This is a genomic window from Crenalkalicoccus roseus, assembly GCF_004761865.1.
In the GTDB taxonomy this organism is placed as follows: Bacteria; Pseudomonadota; Alphaproteobacteria; order Acetobacterales; family Acetobacteraceae; genus Crenalkalicoccus; species Crenalkalicoccus roseus.
In genome coordinates this window covers 198,758-215,918 of sequence record NZ_SJDM01000002.1, presented here as the reverse complement: position 1 = coordinate 215,918, position 17,161 = coordinate 198,758, and the positions used below count along the sequence as shown (strand labels likewise).

Below are 17,161 nucleotides of genomic sequence, written 5' to 3'. Positions count from 1 at the left end.
GCGTTCAGAAGCCGATGCCCTCCGCCGCGAGCCGCTCCTTCACCATCCGCTTCGGCACCTTGCCGTAGCCCGAGCGTGGCAGCGACTCCCACACCACCACGCGCAGCGGCTGCTTGTAGCGCGCGACGCGGCCCTGCAGGTGGGCGAGCACCTCGGCCTCGGTCAGGGCCGCGCCGGGGGCGGGCACCACCACGGCGATGCCGGCCTCGCCCCATTTCGGGTGCGGCATGCCGACCACGGCGCATTCCAGCACGCCGGGATGGGTCAGGATCTCCTCCTCCACCTCCCGCGGATACACGTTGGAGCCGCCCGAGATGTACATGTCGCTGGCGCGGCCGGTGATGGTGAGGAAGCCCCGCGCGTCCATCCGGCCGAGGTCGCCGGTATGGAACCAGCCGTGGCGGAAGGCCTCGGCGTTCGCCGCCTCGTTCTCGAAGTAGCCGGCGAAGACGGCAGGGCCGCGCACGCAGATCTCCCCGATCTCGCCGGGCGGCAGGCGGCGGCCCTCGGGGTCGAGGATCGCCACCTCCATGCCGGTGCGCGCGGCGCCGCAGGTGCCGGGCGGGAGGCCCGCATCCGCCTCTAGGCCGTGCTGGTCGGCGCGCAGCACGGTGATGCAGCCGGTGACCTCGCCCATGCCGTAATACTGCACGATGCAGGGGCCGAGCTTCTCCAGCGCCCGCTTCTGGTCCTCGCGGTACATCGGCGCGCCGGCGTAGATGACGTGGCGCAGCGAGGAATGGTCGTGGCGGTCCACCGCCGGGTGCTCGACCATCGCCTTCAGGATGGTCGGCACGGTGAACATGTTGCCGACCCGGTGCTCCTCCACCAGCCGCCAGGCCTCCTCCACGTCCAGCCGCTCTCCCGACAGCAGCACGGTGCGGGCGCCGCGCGCCACCTGCCCCATCTGGTGCACGCCCGCCCCGTGGCTGAGCGGAGCGACAACGAGGGAGGCGTCATGCTCGGTCACGCCGGGAAACAGGTCGGCGAGGTGGTTGTTGATCACGAAGGCCATCTGGCCGTGGGTCAGCACCGCCGCCTTCGGCCGCCCCGTGGTACCGGAGGTGAAGAAGAACCAGCACGGGTCGCCATAAGCGACCTCCGCCTCGTGGTCCGGCGGCGGCGGCGTGGCGGCGGCGAGCGCGGCCTCGTACTCCACCTCCCCCGCCTGCGCGTCGCCGAGGGCGAACACCGTCTCGCACCACGGCCCGGCGGCGCGCACCGCCTCGGCGTGCGCGGCGAAGCCGCGGTCGCGCAGCATGGCGCGGGCGCGCGAGGTGGCGGCGAGGTGCACCACCTCCGGCGGCGTCAGGCGGAAATTGGTCGGCACCCAGACGGCGCCGATCTTCAGCACCGCCCACAGGCTCTCGAACATGGCGTTGCCGTTGCGGGAATGCACCAGCACCCGGTCGCCCTTGCCGATGCCGCGCGCCCGGAGCGCCGCGCAGAAGCGGTCCACCCGCGCATCCAGCTCGCGCCAGGTCCAGCGCCGCTCGCCCCAGACCAGCGCCAGGCGGTCGGGCACGCGTTGCGCGGTCTGCGTCAGCAGCCGCCCGAGGTTCATTGCTGTCGCGGGGCCCATCATCCCTCCCCTTCCTATGCTCAGGCGAAGCCCGGCGGCGGGGTGAAGCCGCGCCACTCCGCCTCGATCTGCCGGGCGAACTCGATGCAGGAGAGGTCCTCGTACTGCGGCCCGACGATCTGCACGCCGATGGGCAGCCCCTCGGGCGAGTCGCCCACCGGCGCGACGGTGGAGGGCAGGTAGGCCATGCCGCTGAACCCGGCCCAGAAGAGCTGGTCGGTCGCCGGCACCGCGCGCCCGTTCACGGTGATGCGCCGCTCCCAGCGCTCGCCCGCCTGGTCGTGCGGGACCGCGGCGGAGGCGGCAGCGGGGCAGAGCAGCAGGTCCCAGTCGCGGAAGAAGGCGGCCCAGGCGCGGCGCATCCGCTGCCGCCGCTCGTTCGCCGCCAGCCAGTCCCTGTGGAACAGCGTGTTGGCCCGGAGCATGCGGGCGCGGTAGCTCTCGTCTTCCGGCGCCAGCGCCCGCGCCTCCGCCTGCTGTGCGGCGAAGGCCTCGGGCGGGATGCGGGCGGAGGTGGCGGCGCGCAGCAGGCGGATGTAGAGCGCCGCGGCCTCGTCCGTGTCCACCTCCGGCCGCGCGGTGCGGCTCACCGTCGCGCCCCGGGCGGCGAGGAAGTCGGCGAGGCGCGCGATCGCCTCCTGTACCGGCGCGTCCACCTCGGCGTTGCGGTCGTCGAGCATCACCGCCACGCGCCAGTCGGCCAGCCGGGTCCGCCGCGGCGGCGGCAGGGCGAGGCGCCAGCCCACGGCCTCGATGGCGTCCGGCCCGGCGATGATGCCGAGCGCGGCGGCGAGGTCGCCGGCGCTGCGCGCCAGGGGGCCGATCACGGCGATGTCCGTCTCCGCCAGGTTGCCGTCCAGCGCCTGGCCGCGCGGCGGGCAGATGCCCCATGTCGGCTTGTGGCCGAACACGCCGCAGTAATGCGCCGGGTTGCGGATCGAGGCGCCGATGTCGCTGCCGAGCTCGAGCGCCGAGAGCCCCGCCGCCAGCGCCGCCGCCGAGCCGCCGGAGGAGCCGCCCGGGGAGCGCGAGAGATCCCAGGGGTTGTTCGTGGTGCCGTGGATGGCGTTGAAGCTCTGCCAGTCGGCGAGCAGCAGCGGCACGTTGGTCTTGCCGAAGATCACCGCCCCGGCGCCGAGCAGCCGCTCCACCGCGACGGCGTTGCCCTCCGCCCGGCTGTCCCTCAGCTCGGGCAGGCCCCAGGTGGTGGGCAGGCCGGCGATGTCGAAGCTCTCCTTCACCGTCATCGGCAGGCCGTGCAGCGGCCCCCAGGCCTCGCCGCGCGCCAGCGCCGCGTCGGCGGCGTCGGCGCGGGCGCGCGCCCGGTCGAAGTCGCGCACCACCACGGCGTTGAGGCGCGGATCCAGCCGCTCCACGCGGGCGATGTGGAGATCGAGCAGCTCGCGGCAGCCGATCCGGCGCTCGCGGATCGCCAGCGCCAGATCGAGGGCGGAGCGGAACGGCAGGTCGTGCATCGGCGTGTCCTCCCGCGCCGGAGCCTACACCGGCGCAGCCGGCGGCGCAGGGGGCGGCCGCGCCCCCTCCTCCGCCCGGGCGCGCAGCGCGTCGCGGATCTCGGCGAGCAGCGCCTCGGTGCGCGTCGGCGGCACGGCGGTCCTGCCGAGATCCTGCAGCCGCAGCCGCGACAGCACGCGGATCAGCCAGAAGATGGCGAAGGAGACGATCAGGAAGCGGATCACCGTGTTGAGGAAGCTGCCGACGGCGAGCACCGCCGCCCCGCCCTCGCGCGTCGCCGCCAGCGAGGCGCGGCGCTCGCCGCTCAACACGATGAAGACGTTGGAGAAGTCCACGCCGCCGATCAGCAGGCCGATCAGCGGGTTGATCAGGTCCTCGACCAGGGAGGTGACGATGGCGGTGAAGGCGGCGCCGATGACGATGCCCACGGCGAGGTCCACCACGTTGCCGCGCATCAGGAAGGCCTTGAAGTCGCGCAGCCAGGCGGGCTCGTGCAGCGGGACCGGACCGATCGGCATGCCTCACCTCCTCGACGGGGCCGGCCCGCTGGGAACGGCCGGCGCGTCCAGGATAGGCGATGCGGTGACGCTGTCGAAAGGAGGGGGCGGGCCGATGGTCGGAGCGGCGGGATTTGAACCCACGACCCCCAGTCCCCCAGACTGATGCGCTACCAGGCTGCGCTACGCTCCGACGGAGGCCTTCCTACCATCCGGCCACCCCGTCCGCCAGCCCCCCGCCCCGCAAGGGGCGGGCCGGTGGCGCTTCGGAACCGTCCCGGCACGTCTTTCGCCGGCGCGGCTCCCTCGCCTACTCTTCCCGCATCACCGCCTGCCGGCCGATGATGACCCGACCCGCCCCAGACCCCCCCGCGCCTCCGGACACCGCCCACGGCGCCACGGCGCGGCGCGAGCGCACGGAGAGGGCGCCTGCCCCCCCGCCGGCTGCGGAGGAGGCCCGCCATGCAGGTTGAGGCGCCGCCGGACATCGCCCTGCTGGAGGAGCGGGCGGCGGAGGCGACGCGCCTGCTGCGTCTCCTCGCCAACGAGAAGCGGCTGCTGGTGCTGTGCCACCTGGTCGGCGCCGGGGAGATGAAGGTGGGCGATCTCGCCGACAACGTCGGCCTGTCGCAATCGGCGCTGTCGCAGCATCTCGCGAAGATGCGCGAGGACGGGCTGGTCGCCACGCGGCGCGAGGCGCAGACGATCTACTACCGCCTGGCCGAGCCCAAGGCGGCGCGGCTGCTCGAGGTGCTGCGCGACCTCTACTGCCCCCCGCGCGGCTGAGCGGCGCCCGCCGCCTCCCGCCGGTGCGCCCGCCAGGCCACCGCGGCGCCGGCCAGCGGCAGCACGGCGATGGCGGCGAAGGCGATGCTGTAGCCGCCCAGCGCGCCCACCATCAGCGCGAAGAGCGAGGGGCCGGCGACCACGCCCGCAAAGGTGCAGGCAAGCACCCCGCCCGTCGCCACCCCCGCCCGGCCGGCGCGGGCCATGCGCGCCGCCTCGGCGATCAGCACCCCGTTCCAGCCGGCGGCGGAGAAGCCGAGCGCACCGATCAGCGCCAGCACCGCCGCGACCGGCCAGGCGGTGGCGAGCGGCAGCAGCGCCGCCGTCACCGCGCTGGCAAGGCCGATCAGCGCCAGCACCGCCAGCCCGGCCCGCCAGCGGTCGGCCAGCAGCGCCCAGACAAGGCGCGCCACCGCGCCCGCCCCCTGCACCAGCGCCGCCGCCGCCCCGGCGGCCACCGTGCCCCAGCCGAACTCCTCGACCAGCATGGTCACCGCATAGGCGCCGAGCGCGAGCTGGATGGCGGCGAACAGCGCCCCAATGATGGCGAGCGCCGTCAGCCCCGGCTGTGCGCGCAGCTCGGCGAGCGCGCCGCCGGTGCCGCCGCGCAGCGGCGCCGCCGGATCGCGCTCGGCATCCCAGGCTGGGCGGAAGGCGGCAAGGCCGAGCGCGGCCAGCGCCAACGCCGCCGCCGCGAGCAGCGCCGCCGCCCGCCAGCCGAGCCAGAGCGCGACCGAGGGCAGCAGCAGCCCGGCCAGGGCGGCCCCGAGCGGCACGCCGGTCTGCTTCACCGCGAAGACCATGTTGCGCCGCGCCGGCGGGGCGAGGCGGCTCAGCACCTGGGAGGCGGCGGGGTTGGTCTGGCCGTAGCCGGCACCGATCAGCGCCGAGCCGAGCAGGATCGCCGGCACCAGGGCCGAGGCGATCAGCACGCAGCCCAGGGCGACGGCGGCGAGCGCCGCCTGGGTAGTGCGCGCCGGCCCCCAGCGCGCCAGCAGCCCGCCCGAAAGGCCCGAGCCGGCGGAGGCGAAGACATAGACCACCGCCACCTGCCAGCCGACGAGATGCGCCGGCAGGCCGATGTCGCGGGCGGCCAGCGGTGCCAGCACCGGCAGCACGAACACCGCCAGGGTGGCGAGGGCCTGGCAGAGCGTGGTGGCGCCGAGCGCCGCGGGAAGGCCGTCGGTGCGGATCATTCCGGAATGCGGCGGGGCGCCTCCCGCCCGGGCGCCTCAGGCACGGGCCAGGGCGCGCAGCTCCTCGGCGATCTCCTCGAGCTCCTCGAGCGCCGCGCGCAGCCCGTGGGCGCCCGGCTCCGCCGCCTCCGGCTCCGCCGTCGGGGCGGCCTCGGCGAGCCCCCCTTCCCGCAGCAGGCGCTGCACGCCCTTGATCGTGTAGCCCTGGGTATAGAGCAGGTCGCTGATGCGCCGCAGCAGGGCGATGTCCTCCGGGCGGTAGTAGCGCCGCCCGCCGCCGCGCTTCAGCGGCTTGAGCTGGGGGAATTTGGTCTCCCAGAAGCGCAGCACGTGCTGCGGGATCTGCAGGTCGTCCGAGACCTCGCTGATGGTGCGGAAGGCCGTGGGCGCCTTGCGCAGGCGGGGCGGGGCGGGGGCGTGGTCGCCGCTCACGCCGCGTCATCCCGCTTCGGCGGGACCTGGTTGTTGATGCGGGCACGCAGCACCTGCGAGGGGCGGAAGGCGAGCACCTTGCGCGGCAGGATCGGCACCTCGACCCCGGTCTTGGGGTTGCGCCCCACCCGCTGCCCCTTCTGGCGCACCAGGAAGGTGCCGAAGGCGGCGATCTTCACGGGCTCCCCGGCCTCCAGCGCGGCGGAGATGCGCTCGAGCACGGTCTCGAGCAGCGCGGCGGATTCGTTCCGAGACAGGCCGACCTGGGCGTAGATGGCTTCCGCCAGATCAGCGCGCGTGAGCGTGTTCATCCCGCAGCCGGTTCCCGCAAGCCCTTCATCGGTCTAGGAAACCTGTATCCGCCGCGGGCGTCAACCGCGCCTTGCGGAAGGCTAGTAGCGCGCCAGCGCCGCCCCCCAGGTGAGGCCGCCGCCGATCGCCTCCATCACGATCAGGTCGCCCCGCTCCAGCCGGCCGGAGGCGTCGGCCTCGGCCAGCGCCAGCGGGATCGAGGCGGCGGAGGTGTTGGCATGCCGGTCCACCGTGACCACCACCCGCTCCGGCGGCAGCCGCAGCTTCTTGCCCATCGCCTCGATGATGCGGAGATTGGCCTGGTGCGGCACCAGCCAGCGCACGTCCTCGTGGCCGAGGCCGTTGGCGGCCAGCGCCTCGTCCACCACGGCGGCGAGCTTGGAGACGGCGTGGCGGAACACCTCCTTGCCGGCCATGCGCAGCTTGCCGCACGCGCCGTTCGAGCCGGCGCCGCCGTCCACGTAGAGGATGTCGCCGTGCCGGCCGTCGGAGTGCAGGTGGGTGGAGAGGATGCCGCGGTCGGAGGCGTCGCCCTTCCCCTCGCCCGCCACCAGCACCACCGCCCCGGCGCCGTCGCCGAACAGCACGCAGGTGCCGCGGTCGGTCCAGTCCATGATGCGGGAGAACACCTCCGCGCCGATCACCAGCGCGCAGCGCGCGGCGCCGGTGCGGATCAGCGAGTCCGCGACGCCGAGCGCGTAGACGAAGCCGGTGCAGGCGGCTGAGACGTCGAAGCCGAAGCCGCGGGTGATGCCGAGATGCTGCTGCACCCGCACCGCCGTCGCGGGGAAGGCGGAGTCCGGGGTAGCGGTGGCGACGATGACGCAATCCACCGCCTCCGCCGGCAGGCGCGCCCGCTCCAGCGCCCGGCGCGCCGCGGCGGCGGCCATGGAGGAGGCGGTCTCGCCCGGCGCGGCGATGTGGCGGCGGCGGATGCCGGTGCGCTCCACGATCCAGGCGTCGGTGGTGTCGAGCCCGTGCTCGCGCGCCAGCTCCTCGTTCGAGACCGCCCGCTCGGGCAGGTAGCCGCCGCAGCCGGCGATCAGCGCGCGCATGGTCATCGTTCTTCGCTGCCTTCAGCGGGAGGCGGGTTCGAGACCCGCCGCCGGGGAGGAGAGCCGGGCGAGGCCCTCCCGGATCCGGTCGTTGAAACGGTGCGTCACCATGTCCATGGCGACGTCCACCGCATGGGCGAAGCCCAGCGCGTCGGTGCCGCCGTGGCTCTTCACCACGACGCCGCGCAGGCCGAGCAGGATCGCGCCGTTGTAGCGGCGCGGGTCCATCCATTCGCGCAGCCGGTCGAGCGCCGGGCGCGCCAGCAGGTAGCCCATCCGCGCCGGGATGCTGCTGGTGAAGACCTGGCGCAGCAGGTCGCGCATCAGCTTCAGCGCGCCCTCGCCGGTCTTGAGCGCGACGTTGCCGGTGAACCCGTCGGTGACGATCACGTCCACCGTGCCCGCGGCGATGTCGTGCCCCTCGACGAAGCCCTGGAACTGCGCCGCGATGTGGCTCTCGCGCAGCACGTCCGCGGCCTGGCGCACGCGCTCGTCGCCCTTCAGCTCCTCGGAGCCGACGTTGAGCAGGCCGATGGAGGGCGCGGGCAGGCCGAGCACGGCGCGGGCGAAGGCGTCGCCCATCACCGCGAACTCCACCAGGTTGCGCGCGTCGCACTGGACGTTGGCGCCGAGGTCGAGCATCACCACGTCGCCGCGCGCCGAGGGACCGATGGCGGCGAGCGCCGGGCGGTCGATCTCCGGCAGCGTCTTGATCACGATCTTGGCGAGCGCCATCAGCGCCCCGGTGTTGCCGGCGGAGACGACGCCCGCCGCCTCCCCCGCCGCCACCGCGTCTATCGCGACGCGCATGGAGCTGTGGCGGCCCTGCCGCAGCGCGGCGGTGGGCTTCATGTCGGCGGAGACGACATCGGGCGCGTGGCGCAGGCTGCACGCGCCGGCCGCGCGGCGGCGGCGGGCCAGCAGGGCCCCGACCCGCCCCTCATCCCCCACCAGCAGGAAGCGCGCCTGCGGATGGCGCTCGGCCGCGAGTTCGAGCCCGTCCAGGACGATGTCGGGCGCGTTGTCGCCCCCCATGGCGTCTATGGCCAGGGAGTAGGTCTGCGACATCTAGGCGGGCTCCCCGTGGCGCGCGGAGCAATCCTCCCCGCCGCGCGGCCGCGCCGCGCCCGGGAAGGGCCATGTCCGTGCCATGGCGGCGCGTTCGCGCGGGCGAGCCAAGGGGGCTCTCAGGTGCGGACGGCCGCCTTCAGGGCGTCGCCGGCCGGAACCACCTCGCGCCCGTCGTAATGGCCGCAGGAGGCGCAGACGTGATGCGGCCGCTTCAGCTCGCCGCAATTGGGGCATTCGGCATAGGCCTCGCGCGACAGCGCCTCATGGCTCCGCCGCATGCCGCGGCGGGAGGGCGAAACCTTCTTCTTCGGAACGGCCATGGTGCCGAGCCTTTCTCGATGTAAACGCAGTGCTTTCGGCGGGAGCGCGCGGGCTTAGCACCGCCCCCCCGCCCATGCAAGCGCGCCGCGCCGCTCAGCGTTTCCGGGGCAGGCGGACGAGGGCGGCGAAGGGGCCGGAGGGGGGGAGCGCCGCGCCGCCCTCCTCCGGCAGCGTGGCGCCGGGCGCCCGAGGATAGGGATCGAGGGCGAGGGAAAGCTGCTCCGCCATCGCCTCGCCGAGGTCCGCCACGCCCTGGGGAGCCTCGATCTCGTCCATCTCCTCCGGCCCCTCATCGGCGATCCGCCCCGGGGGCAGGAAACGCAGCGCCACCTCCTCCTCGACCCGTTGCGCGACCGGCTCCAGGGTCACCACGCAGGTCTGGGTCACCTCGGCGGCGAGGCGGCCGCGGGCGAGGACGGCGCCATCCGCCTCGGCGGTCAGGCGCAGCTCGGCCCGCAGGCTGGCGATGGCGGGAATGCCGAAGCGGCGCGCCAGCGCCTCCCGCTCCGCCGCCCCGGCCTCCACCACCTCCCGCCGCCCCTCGGGGCCGACCAGGGCGAGGCGGAGGGGGCGGGAGAATTCCGGCCGGATCACGGGCACGGGGCGGTCAGCCGGCATGGGAGGCCTCCAGCGGGATGGGGAAGCGCGCCTCCCCGCGCAGGAAAGCCGCGAGGTCCTGCGTCGCCAGCGCGGCGGCCACGCCCATCGCGTGGTCGGCGAGGCGGAGCGCCGCGGCGGGCGGCCCCTCCGGCCCCGGCTCCCGCCGCCACACGTTGCGCGTCAGCGCTGCGGCCAGCGCCGCGCGGTCGCCGGCCTCGAGCGCCGCCTCATAGGCGCGGGCCCTGCCGTGGAAGGCCTCCCACATCCGCCGCACCCGCTTGCCGACGGCGAGGTCGCTCACCCCCATCTCGCGCAGGTTCAGGTCCATGTCGGAGAACATGGCGTCGAACACCGCCTGGGCCAGCGCCGCGCCGCGCGGGTCCGGGTCGGTGCGCAGCCGGCGGATCAGCAGCGCGACGTGCAGGCCGACCAGGTCGAACCGCCCGTCCAGCGTGTCTGGGGCGCCCTCCGGCCCGAAGAAGCGGGGGTTGCGCGCGGCCGCCACGGCCGCCCCGTACAGCGCGAAGCCCGAACGCTCATGCGGCTTGCGGCGGAACAGGGCGAACAGGCCCATGGGTCGGCGGTCCTTCAGGCGCTGGCGGGCCCGTTGACCGGGCCGGGACGAAATGGCATTCGCCCCCCACATGGATCGCCCTCGCCCCACGGTCAACGCAGCCCGGCGCGCGGCGCTCGCCCTGGCCGCCCTGCTCCTGCTGCCCGGCTGCAGCCTCTTCGAGGCGCCGGTGGTCCAGCGCGGCCACCGGGTGACCCAGGACCTGCTGCAGGACATCACGCCGGGCGTGCACACCAGGGCGGACGTGCAGGCGCTGCTCGGCTCCCCCACCACGCGCAACAGCTTCGGCGAGGAAAGCTGGTTCTACATCAGCAGCAAGACCCGCCAGCGGCCGGGCCGCAGCCTGCAGGTGCGGGACCAGCGCACGGTGGCGGTGGATTTCGACCAGAACGGCGTGGTCCGCCAGGTGCGGGTCCTGACCGAGGCCGACGCCCGGCCGGTCGTCATGGTCTCGCGCGAGACGCCGACGCCCGGCACCGACCGTACCCTGCTGCAGGAGCTGTTCGGCAACATCGGCCGCTTCGGCCCCGCCCCCGTGGGCGGCGAGGGGGGCGGCACCGGCCGCTGAGCCGCCCCTCCCGCCGGCGGCCGCATCCCGCCGCCCTATGCGGCCGGCCGCAGCGGGATCCCGGCCGCGGCCGGCGGTGCCGCCGACCGGATCAGGCCGCGGCGCGCCGTGGCGCCGCCCGCCAGCGCTGCCAGGCGAGCAGCGCCACCGCGGCCGCGAGCGGGGGCAGGATCGAGACGTTGAGGGCCGCCCAGCCCGCCTGCGCGTGGACGGCGCCGGAGAGGAAGGCGGTGCAGGCGACGGTGCCGAACACCAGGAAGTCGTTCGCCGCCTGGGCGCGCACCCGCTCCTCCGGCGCATGGGCGGTGCCGAGCAGGGCGGTCGCGCCGACGAACATGAAGTTCCACCCCACCCCCAGCAGCGCCAGCGCCAGGGCGAAGTGCCAGAACCCCTGGCCGAGCAGCCCGACCGCGACGCAGAGCGCGGAGAGCACGGCACCCGCGACGATGACCCGCCGCACCCCGTAGCGCGCGATCAGCCGCCCGGTCACGAAGCCCGGGGCGTACATGGCGACGGCATGGGCCTGGATCACTGTCGCCGAGGCGGCGATCCCGAAGCCGCAGAGCATCATCTCCACCGGCGTCGAGGTCATCACCAGGTTCATCGTGCCGAAGGCGACCATGCCGGTGACCGCGGCGGCGATGAAGGCGGGGCGGGCGATGATCTCGCGGATCGGGGCGCCGCCGGCGTCGCGCGGCGGGGGCGGCGGCAGGCGCACGAAGGTCAGCAGCACCATGCAGAGGACGGGCAGCAGCGCCAGCGCCATGTAGGTGCCGAGGAACAGGTAGGGCGCGAACACCCCCTGGGTGTGCTTGACGATCTCCGGCCCGAGCGCGGCGGAGACCACGCCCCCCGCCATCACCAGCGAGATCGCCCTGGCGCGGTAGGCGGGGGTGGCCACCTCGGCGGCGGCGAAGCGGTAATGCTGGGCGATGCCGAAGCCGAGCCCGGCGGGAATGGCGCCGAGGCAGTAGAGCAGGAAATCCCCCTTCCAGACGCCCAGGGCGAAGACGACGCAGCCGAGGAGCGAGGCCGCCGCCCCGAGCAGGAAGCCGGCGCGGCGGCCGAGCCGGGCGAAGACGATTCCGGCCGGGATCGAGGCCGCCATGGTCGCGGCCATCTGGATGGCGACCGGCAGGGTGGCGAGCGACTTGTCCTCGGCCAGGGAATGGCCGATCAGCGCCCCCATCATCACCTGCCCGACGATCGAGGAGTGCATCAGCGCCAGGCAGAAGAACAGCAGCCAGACCTGCCGCCGCATCGCGGCCTCGGCGTCCCGGCCCGCCCGCTCCGCGGGCGCTGCGGCGGCTTCAGAAATGGCTCCATCCTCCCCTGGCGAGGCCGAGCGGGGCGCCGTCCTCGCCCAGCACGGCGACCTCCGCCCTGCCCTCGACGAACCGCCCGATGCGCGTGACCGGCACGCCGGCGGCGGCGGCACGGGCGGACACCGCCGCGGCTTCCCCGGGCGGGGCGGCGAAGAGCAGCTCGTAATCGTCGCCCCCCGCCAGCAGCAGGGGCAGCAGGGCCGGATCGGCGGCGAGCGCCGCCCGCGCGGCGGGGGAGAGCGGCACCCGCGCCGCCTCCAGCACCGCGCCGCAGCCGGAGGCGCGGCAGAGATGGCCGAGGTCCTGCACCAGCCCGTCCGAGACGTCCATCGCCGCCCGCGCGAGGTCGGCCAGCGCCGCGCCGAGCGCGAGGCGCGGCTCCGGCAGGCGGTAGCGGCGGGCGAGGAAGCCCTCCGGATCCGGCGGCAGCCGCCCCTGCAGCACGGCGAGGCCGAGCGCCCCGTCGCCGATGCTGCCCGAAACCCAGAGCTCGTCGCCCGGCCGCGCCCCGCGCCGGCGCAGCGCCGCCCCCGGCGCGACGGTGCCGAGGATGGTGAGCGACAGGGCGATCGGCCCCGGGGTGGAGACGGTGTCGCCCCCGAGCGTGCCGAGGCCGAAGAGCCTCTGATCCTCGGCCAGCCCGGCGGCGAAGGCGGCGATCCACTCCTCGGCCACCCGCTTCGGCAGCGCCACGGTCATCAGGTAGCCGAGCGGCGCCGCGCCCATGGCGGCGAGGTCGGACAGGTTCACCCGCAGCAGCTTGCGGCCGACGGTTTCCGGCGGATCCTCGGGGAGGAAATGCACCCCCTCCACCATGGCATCGGCGGCGATCACGAGCTGGCGCCCCGGCGGCGGGTCGAGCACCGCCGCATCGTCCTCGAGGCCGAGGGCGCCGGGCCCGGCCAGGGCGCGGAAATGCCGTGCGATCAGCGCGAACTCCCCCGGCAGCCCCGCGCCGGCCTCCTCCTCGCCTGCGGCTGCGCCGGGCGGCATCGGCTCAGCGCCCGGCGCGGCGCGGCGCGGCGAACTCCTCGGGCCTCAGGGTGCGCGCGAGCGCGTCCAGCACGCCGTTGGCGAAGCGCGGCTCCTCCCCGCCGAAGAAGCCGTGGGCGATGTCGAGATACTCGTTGATCACCACCCGCGCCGGGGGCTCCTTGCCGCCGATCAGCTCGGCCCCGGCGGCGCGCAGCAGGGCGCGCAGCACCGGATCGAGCCGCTCCAGCGGCCAGTCCTTGTCGAGGTGGCGGGCGAGCAGCCCGTCCAGCGTCTCGCCCTCGCGCGCGGCGCGGCGCACGATGGCGCCGAACAGCGGCACGTCGGCCTCCGGCACCCGTCCTTCCTCGTAGCCGGGGATGTCGCCGCGCGGGCCGGGCAGCGCGCCGATGCGGTGGCGGACGAACTGCTCGATCACCACCTCCGCCGGCTCGCCGGTCTGCTCGCTCTGGTAGAGCGCCTGCACGGCGGCGACGCGCGCGCCGGTGCGGGGCCGGCCGCGCGGCCTCGGCGCGGCCGGCCTGCCCTTGCCGGTGCCGCTCATGCGAGGCCCCAGCGCCGCCGCAGCGCCACCTGGCCGAGCAGCGCCCGCGCCGCCTCGGCGCCCTTGTTGTGCCGGTCGTCGGAGGAGCGGGCGATCGCCTGCTGCAGCGTGTCCACGGTGAGCAGGCCGAAGCCGACCGCCGCGCCGGTCTCCACGCCGATGGCCATGACGCCGTGGCAGACCGCGTCGCAGATGAAGTCGTAGTGGTCGGTCTCGCCCTTCACCACGCAGCCGAGGAGGAGGAAGCCGTCATGGCGCGCGCCCGGGTGGGAGAGCGCCATGCGCAGCGCCGCCGGCAGCTCGAAGGCGCCGGCGACGCTCACCACCTCGAGCGCGGCGCCGGCCTCGGCCAGGACGCGCTCGGCGCCGCGCAGCATCCCGCCCACCACCTGCTCGTAATAGGGGGCCTGGATCACCAGGATCCGCGGCGCGGGTCCGGAGAGCCGCGCCGCCTGGCGCTCGGGCGCGTCCCTGGTGCTCACTGCCAGTCCTCCGGCGTCACCGGGCGGCTCTCCACCACCCGGAGCCCGTAGCCCTCGAGGCCGACCACGGGGCGGGGGTTGTTGGAGATGCGCACCATGTCGCGCACGCCGAGATCGGCCAGGATCTGCGCGCCGATGCCGTAGTCGCGGATCTCCGGCGGGGCGACGCGCTTGTCGCGGCCGCGGCGGATCTGCTCGCTCATGTTGGTGGGGCGCCAGTCCCGGATGATGACGACGACGCCGCGCCCCACCTCGGCGATCATGGACATCGCCGCGTGCAGGTCGCGCGTGCCCTCGCCCATGACGATGTCGTGCATCAGGTTCGCCGCGTGCATGCGCACGTGCACCGGGCCGGGGGCGGAGACGTCGCCCTTCACCAGCGCCAGGTGCTCGGCGTATTCCAGCGTGTTGGTGTAGACGACGAGGCGCCAGTCGCCGCCGATGCGGTGGTGGATGTGCCCTTCCACCACGCGCCGCACCAGCCGCTCGGTCCGCCGGCGGTAGGCGATCAGGTCGGCGATGGTGCCGAGCTTGAGGCCATGATGCTGGGCGAAGGCGACGAGGTCCGGCATCCGGGCCATGGTGCCGTCGTCGTTCATGATCTCGCAGATCACGCCCGAGGGGTTGAGGCCGGCGAGGCGGGCGATGTCCACCGCCGCCTCGGTGTGCCCGGCGCGGACCAGCGTGCCGCCCTCGCGCGCCATCAGCGGGAAGACGTGGCCCGGTGTGACGATGTGCTCCCGCCCCATCTCCGGGTTGATGGCGACCGCGATGGTGTGCGCGCGGTCGGCCGCGGAGATGCCGGTGGTGACGCCGTCCCGCGCCTCGATCGAGACGGTGAAGGCGGTCTGGTGGCGGGTGCCGTTGGCCGCGGCCATCAGCGGCAGGCCGAGCTGCTCCACGCGGTGGCGCGTCAGCGCCAGGCAGATCAGGCCGCGCGCGTGCTTGGCCATGAAGTTGATGGCGTCCGGCGTGGCGAACTGCGCCGGGACCACGAGGTCGCCCTCGTTCTCCCGGTCCTCGTCGTCCACCAGGATGAACATGCGGCCGCGCCGCGCCTCCTCGATCAGCTCCTCGGTCGGGCTGATGAACTCGGAGAAGCTGACCTTCCCGGGGGCCGTTCCGGCCATGGAGCCCGCGCTCATGGGGTCGTCTCCCGCAGCCGGGCGACATATCGTGCCAGCATGTCTATCTCGATGTTCACGAGCCCGCCCGGCTGCAGCGTGCCGAAGGTGGTCACGGCAGCGGTATGAGGGATGATGTTGACGCCGAAGATGTCCCCGTCAACCTCGTTCACGGTGAGCGAGACGCCGTCCACGGCGATCGAGCCCTTCACCGCGACGTAGCGCGACAGGCCGGGCGGCAGGCGGAAGCGCCAGCGCACCGAGGCGTTCTCCGGCTCCGCCGAGAGCACCTCGGCCACCCCGTCCACATGGCCGGAGACGAGGTGCCCGCCGAGTTCGTCGCCGAGCCGGAGCGAGCGCTCGAGGTTCACCCGGCTGCCGGGGCGCAGCCGCCCGAGCGTCGTCCGCGACAGCGTCTCGGCCGAGGCGTCCGCGGCGAACCAGTCCCCGCCGAGATCCACCGCCGTCAGGCAGCAGCCCGAGCAGGCGATGGAGGCGCCGATGGCGGCCGGCTGGGGCGTGGCCAGGAAGCCGGGCGAGGTGCCGATGACGAGGCGCATGTCGTGCCCGCCGCCGATCGGCTGCACCTCCCGCACCGTTCCGAGATCGGTCACGATTCCGGTGAACATGGCTGCTCGTCCTCGCGCTCGAACTCGGTCAGCACGTCGTCGCCCAGCGGCCGGGCGGCAACCCTCCGGAACCTGGGCATGGCGGAAAGCGAGGCAAGCGGCAAGGGCCGCACGGCGGGCAGCCCGTCGCCGCCCATCACCCCGGGGGCGTGGAACCAGGCGAGCCGGTCCACCAGCCCCGCGCGCAGCAGCGCCGCGGCGATGCCCGCCCCCCCCTCGGCCAGCACCCGGGTGATGCCGCGCTGCGCCAGGGCGGCGAGCAGCGCCGCCATCTCCAGCCCCTCCCGCCCCCGGCGCAGCGGCAGGATCTCCACCCCCGCCGCCTGGTAGGGGGCGAGCACGGGCGGGGGATGGCCGGTGGCGGTGGCGATCCAGGTCGGCGTCTCCCGCGCGCTGCGCACCAGCCGCGCCGTCAGGGGCGTGCGCAGCCGTTCGTCGGCCACCACCCGCGCCGGCGGCACCCGCGCCATGCCGGGGATGCGGCAGGTCAGCTCGGGATCATCGGCGAGGACGGTGCCGGAGCCGACCAGCACCGCGTCGTGGCGGGCGCGCAGCGCGTGCGCTTCCCGCCGCGCCGCCTCGCCGGTGATCCAGCGGCTCTCCCCGCCGGCGGTGGCGATGCGGCCGTCGAGGGTGGTGGCGAGCTTGAGCGTGACCAGGGGCAGGCCGCGAGTGATGCGGCGCGCGAAGCCGGCATGCAGCGCCCGCGCCTCCTCCTCCATCAGCCCGAGCTCGACGATCACCCCCGCCTCGCGCAGCCGGGCGAGGCCGCGCCCATCCACCCGCGGGTCAGGGTCGCGGGCGGCCACCACCACGCGGTGCACCCCGGCGCGGACCAGCGCCTCGCAGCAGGGGGGCGTGCGCCCCCAGTGGGAGCAGGGCTCGAGCGTGACATAGGCGGTGGCGCCGCGCGCCGCCTCCCCCGCCCGGGCCAGCGCCTCCGCCTCGGCGTGCGGGCGCCCGCCCGGGCAGGTCCAGCCGCGCCCGACCACCCGCCCGTCGCGGACGATGACGCAGCCGACCGAGGGGTTGGGCCAGGTGTTGCCGAGGCCGCGGCGGGCGAGCGCCAGCGCCGCCCGCATATGGGCGCGGTCCTCCTCGGAGGCCATGCTAGCCGCGCGCGGCCGCGGCGGGCCGCTCAGGTCTCATCGAGCTCGCCCAGGAAGGCGCGGAAGTCCCGCGCCTCGTTGAAGTTGCGGTAGACGCTGGCGAAGCGGACATAGCCGACCTGGTCCACCCCCTTCAGCGTCTCCATCACGATCTCGCCGATCTGGCGGGAGGTGACCTCGGTCTCCGCCTCGGTCTCCAGCCGGCGCTGGATGCCGTTGACGAGACGCTCGATGCGGTCCTCGTCCACCGGGCGCTTGCGCAGCGCCACGCGGATCGAGCGGGCGAGCTTCTCGCGGTCGAAGGGCACGCGGCGGCCATCCGCCTTCACCACCGTCAGCTCGCGGAGCTGCACGCGCTCGAAGGTGGTGAAGCGGGCGCCGCAGGCGGGGCAGGAGCGGCGGCGGCGGATCGCCGCCCCGTCCTCGGCGGGGCGGCTGTCCTTCACCTGGGTGTCGTCCTTGCCGCAATAGGGGCATTTCACCGC

21 protein-coding genes and 1 tRNA gene are annotated in these 17,161 nt (G+C 75.0%); 2 read left to right on the top strand and 20 right to left on the bottom strand.

What is annotated here, in order from left to right; genetic code table 11:
* Positions 1-4: 4 nt before the first annotated feature.
* From ET526_RS03175 to ET526_RS03160, 4 genes are all read right to left on the bottom strand, one after another.
* A complete protein-coding gene (locus ET526_RS03175; RefSeq protein ID WP_240048229.1) occupies positions 5-1,585 on the bottom strand; it encodes an acyl-CoA synthetase in 1,581 nt (526 codons plus the stop codon).
* Positions 1,586-1,602: 17 nt separating this feature from the next.
* Positions 1,603-3,057 (bottom strand): amidase, encoded by a 1,455-nt coding sequence (locus ET526_RS03170; RefSeq protein ID WP_135466208.1) that lies wholly within the window; start codon positions 3,055-3,057, stop codon positions 1,603-1,605.
* Between the two features lie 24 nt (positions 3,058-3,081).
* Positions 3,082-3,576, bottom strand: coding sequence for a large-conductance mechanosensitive channel protein MscL (mscL, locus tag ET526_RS03165; RefSeq protein WP_135466207.1), 495 nt, complete (start codon positions 3,574-3,576; stop codon positions 3,082-3,084).
* 95 nt (positions 3,577-3,671) lie between these two features.
* Positions 3,672-3,748 (bottom strand) — tRNA-Pro (locus tag ET526_RS03160).
* A gap of 269 nt (positions 3,749-4,017) precedes the next feature.
* On the opposite strand from ET526_RS03160, the gene ET526_RS03155 reads away from it, so the two are divergent.
* Complete coding sequence (locus ET526_RS03155) at positions 4,018-4,341, top strand: ArsR/SmtB family transcription factor (RefSeq protein ID WP_135466206.1); 324 nt, start codon at positions 4,018-4,020, stop codon at positions 4,339-4,341.
* Here ET526_RS03155 and ET526_RS03150 read toward each other — a convergent pair.
* The 8 genes from ET526_RS03150 to ET526_RS03115 form a co-directional block, all read right to left on the bottom strand.
* Complete coding sequence (locus ET526_RS03150; RefSeq protein ID WP_135466205.1) at positions 4,320-5,537, bottom strand: MFS transporter; 1,218 nt, start codon at positions 5,535-5,537, stop codon at positions 4,320-4,322. The genes ET526_RS03155 and ET526_RS03150 overlap by 22 nt on opposite strands.
* A gap of 36 nt (positions 5,538-5,573) precedes the next feature.
* A complete protein-coding gene (locus tag ET526_RS03145; RefSeq protein WP_135466204.1) occupies positions 5,574-5,969 on the bottom strand; it encodes a MerR family transcriptional regulator in 396 nt (131 codons plus the stop codon).
* Positions 5,966-6,280 (bottom strand): integration host factor subunit alpha, encoded by a 315-nt coding sequence (locus ET526_RS03140; protein ID WP_135466203.1) that lies wholly within the window; start codon positions 6,278-6,280, stop codon positions 5,966-5,968. Before ET526_RS03140 ends, ET526_RS03145 begins: the two co-directional genes overlap by 4 nt.
* 81 nt (positions 6,281-6,361) lie before the next feature.
* Positions 6,362-7,342: a beta-ketoacyl-ACP synthase III gene (locus ET526_RS03135; RefSeq protein ID WP_135466202.1), complete on the bottom strand. Its 981-nt coding sequence runs from the start codon at positions 7,340-7,342 to the stop codon at positions 6,362-6,364.
* A 15-nt stretch (positions 7,343-7,357) separates the two neighbouring features.
* Positions 7,358-8,404, bottom strand: coding sequence for a phosphate acyltransferase PlsX (plsX, locus tag ET526_RS03130; protein ID WP_135466201.1), 1,047 nt, complete (start codon positions 8,402-8,404; stop codon positions 7,358-7,360).
* A gap of 119 nt (positions 8,405-8,523) precedes the next feature.
* Positions 8,524-8,727 (bottom strand): 50S ribosomal protein L32, encoded by a 204-nt coding sequence (rpmF, locus tag ET526_RS03125; protein ID WP_135466200.1) that lies wholly within the window; start codon positions 8,725-8,727, stop codon positions 8,524-8,526.
* Between the two features lie 94 nt (positions 8,728-8,821).
* Entirely contained in the window at positions 8,822-9,346 is a 525-nt protein-coding gene (locus ET526_RS03120) for a YceD family protein (RefSeq protein WP_135466199.1), read from the bottom strand.
* Positions 9,336-9,902: a ubiquinol-cytochrome C chaperone family protein gene (locus tag ET526_RS03115; protein ID WP_135466198.1), complete on the bottom strand. Its 567-nt coding sequence runs from the start codon at positions 9,900-9,902 to the stop codon at positions 9,336-9,338. Before ET526_RS03115 ends, ET526_RS03120 begins: the two co-directional genes overlap by 11 nt.
* 70 nt (positions 9,903-9,972) lie before the next feature.
* On the opposite strand from ET526_RS03115, the gene ET526_RS03110 reads away from it, so the two are divergent.
* Entirely contained in the window at positions 9,973-10,470 is a 498-nt protein-coding gene (locus tag ET526_RS03110; protein WP_135466197.1) for an outer membrane protein assembly factor BamE, read from the top strand.
* Positions 10,471-10,561: 91 nt separating this feature from the next.
* Here ET526_RS03110 and ET526_RS03105 read toward each other — a convergent pair whose 3' ends face one another.
* Genes ET526_RS03105 through nrdR form a run of 8 tightly spaced genes read right to left on the bottom strand, consistent with a single transcriptional unit; the run spans position 10,562 to position 17,158 of the window.
* Entirely contained in the window at positions 10,562-11,731 is a 1,170-nt protein-coding gene (locus tag ET526_RS03105; protein WP_135466196.1) for an MFS transporter, read from the bottom strand.
* A 49-nt stretch (positions 11,732-11,780) separates the two neighbouring features.
* Positions 11,781-12,788: a thiamine-phosphate kinase gene (gene thiL / locus ET526_RS03100; protein ID WP_135466195.1), complete on the bottom strand. Its 1,008-nt coding sequence runs from the start codon at positions 12,786-12,788 to the stop codon at positions 11,781-11,783.
* A gap of 4 nt (positions 12,789-12,792) precedes the next feature.
* The gene (nusB, locus tag ET526_RS03095) at positions 12,793-13,332 is read right to left on the bottom strand and encodes a transcription antitermination factor NusB (RefSeq protein ID WP_135466194.1); all 540 of its coding nucleotides are present in this window, start codon (positions 13,330-13,332) and stop codon (positions 12,793-12,795) included.
* A complete protein-coding gene (gene ribH / locus ET526_RS03090; RefSeq protein WP_135466193.1) occupies positions 13,329-13,814 on the bottom strand; it encodes a 6,7-dimethyl-8-ribityllumazine synthase in 486 nt (161 codons plus the stop codon). The genes nusB and ribH overlap by 4 nt, the downstream gene beginning before the upstream one ends.
* The gene (gene ribB, locus ET526_RS03085; protein WP_240048228.1) at positions 13,811-14,959 is read right to left on the bottom strand and encodes a 3,4-dihydroxy-2-butanone-4-phosphate synthase; all 1,149 of its coding nucleotides are present in this window, start codon (positions 14,957-14,959) and stop codon (positions 13,811-13,813) included. Before ribB ends, ribH begins: the two co-directional genes overlap by 4 nt.
* Positions 14,956-15,567, bottom strand: coding sequence for a riboflavin synthase (locus tag ET526_RS03080; protein WP_135466192.1), 612 nt, complete (start codon positions 15,565-15,567; stop codon positions 14,956-14,958). The genes ribB and ET526_RS03080 overlap by 4 nt, the downstream gene beginning before the upstream one ends.
* Positions 15,549-16,676 carry a bifunctional diaminohydroxyphosphoribosylaminopyrimidine deaminase/5-amino-6-(5-phosphoribosylamino)uracil reductase RibD gene (gene ribD, locus ET526_RS03075; RefSeq protein ID WP_135466191.1) on the bottom strand — a complete coding sequence of 376 codons (1,128 nt, stop codon included), beginning with the start codon at positions 16,674-16,676 and terminating at the stop codon, positions 15,549-15,551. The genes ET526_RS03080 and ribD overlap by 19 nt, the downstream gene beginning before the upstream one ends.
* Before the next feature lie 29 nt (positions 16,677-16,705).
* Entirely contained in the window at positions 16,706-17,158 is a 453-nt protein-coding gene (gene nrdR, locus ET526_RS03070; RefSeq protein ID WP_135466190.1) for a transcriptional regulator NrdR, read from the bottom strand.
* Positions 17,159-17,161 lie beyond the last annotated feature (3 nt).